The following is a 1,071-nucleotide window of genomic DNA, read 5'->3' as shown; positions in this document are numbered from 1 at the left end:
AACGGCTCGTCCAGCAGCAGGAGATCGGGCTCGCGCACCAACGCCCGTGCCAGCGAGGCGCGTTGGGCCTCGCCGCCGGAGAGTGTCCTGGGCCACGCGTCCGCCCGGTGACCGAGCCCGACCTCCTCAAGTGCCTTGTCGGCGACGTCCCTTGAGGGATTGCCCGGCAGTCCGAGCAGCACGTTGCGCCACACCCTCTTCCACGGCATCAGCCGCGGCGCCTGGAACGCGACCGCTTTACGGCGCGGCACCAGCACCGTCCCCTCGATCTCCCGGTCGAGCCCCGCGAGGATCCTCAGCAGCGTCGACTTCCCGCACCCGCTGCGTCCGAGCAGGGCGACGAACTCGCCCGGCCTGATGTCGAGTTGAAGGTCGTCGATGACGGCACGCCCGTCGAAGGACCGCGTCAGCCCCTCGACCCGCACCGCCTGTCCGGTCACCGGCCGGTGAACGTCGGTCGCCATTGCAGCAGCACCCTCTCCAGAGAACGGACCACGAAATCGGCGAACAGGCCGAGGAACGCGTACACGATCAGGCAGACCACGATCACGTCCGTACGCAGGAAGTCCCGCGCCTGCACCATCAGGAACCCGATCCCCGAGTCCGCGTTGACCTGTTCGGCGAAGACCAGCGCGAGCCAGGCGATGCCGAGCGAGTACCGCAGCCCCGTCAGCGCGCCGGGCAGCGCGCCCGGCAGCACGACATGCCGGACCAGCCCCCATCGCGTGAGCCCCAACGACTCGCCCGCCTCGACGAGTTGGGCGTCCACGCCGCGGATCCCGGCGTACACGTTCAGGTACAGCGGGAACGTCACCCCGAGCGTGATGATCGCGACCTTCGGCGTCTCGCCGATCCCGAACCAGATGATGAACAGCGGGATCAGACCCACGAACGGCACGGTCCGCAGCATCTGCACCGGCGCGTCCACGAGATCCTCGCCGACCCTGAACAGCCCTGAGAACAGGGCGAGTCCGGTGCCGATGAGAGTGCCGAACAGCAGCCCGAGGGCCACGCGCTGGAGCGACGTACCCATCGCCGACGTGAGCGAACCGTCGGCGATGGGTACGTCGC

Annotated in this window: 2 protein-coding genes; both read right to left on the bottom strand. The window is 69.1% G+C overall.

Annotated features, from left to right (window positions below; translation table 11 throughout):
• Positions 1-464 (bottom strand): ABC transporter ATP-binding protein (locus AOK24_RS43130; RefSeq protein WP_159052212.1); only part of this gene is annotated, 464 nt, incomplete at its 3' end.
• The coding region (locus tag AOK24_RS43125) for an ABC transporter permease (RefSeq protein ID WP_055725295.1) at positions 437-1,071 on the bottom strand (635 nt) is incomplete at its 5' end. The genes AOK24_RS43130 and AOK24_RS43125, both read right to left, overlap by 28 nt.

Source organism: Streptomyces niveiscabiei (genome assembly GCF_001419795.1).
GTDB lineage: Bacteria > Actinomycetota > Actinomycetes > Streptomycetales > Streptomycetaceae > Streptomyces > Streptomyces niveiscabiei.
This window is presented reverse-complemented; position numbering and strand designations above follow the sequence as displayed.